Raw genomic sequence first — 470 nt, forward strand, 5'->3', positions numbered from 1 at the left:
TCAACAACTGCTGGTTCGCCGTATGGGCCTTCGTTGCCTTTTAGGGCTTCGGTAGCAGAACCTTTGATGATTGGGGTGTCGTCGCCTGGGAAGTCGTAGTCGTTAAGAAGTTCACGAACTTCCATTTCTACTAGCTCAAGCAATTCTTCGTCATCGACCATGTCGCATTTGTTCATGAATACGATGATGTATGGTACGCCAACCTGACGTGATAGCAAGATGTGCTCACGCGTTTGTGGCATTGGGCCATCGGTCGCTGATACGACTAGGATTGCGCCGTCCATTTGAGCGGCACCAGTGATCATGTTTTTAACATAATCGGCGTGACCTGGGCAATCAACGTGTGCGTAGTGACGTGCTTCGGTGTCATATTCTACGTGTGAGGTGTTGATGGTGATGCCACGTGCTTTTTCTTCTGGAGCTGAGTCAATAGACGCGTAGTCTTTGGCTTCGCCGCCTGAAGTTTTAGC

1 protein-coding gene is annotated in these 470 nt (G+C 49.8%); it reads right to left on the bottom strand.

The features are described 5' to 3' along the window. A partial coding sequence (locus AAEY87_RS13840; protein WP_350657587.1) for a GTP-binding protein occupies positions 1-470 on the bottom strand: 470 nt, incomplete at both ends.

Source organism: Psychrobacter sp. S1-30-MNA-CIBAN-0213 (genome assembly GCF_040309845.1).
Lineage (GTDB): Bacteria > Pseudomonadota > Gammaproteobacteria > Pseudomonadales > Moraxellaceae > Psychrobacter.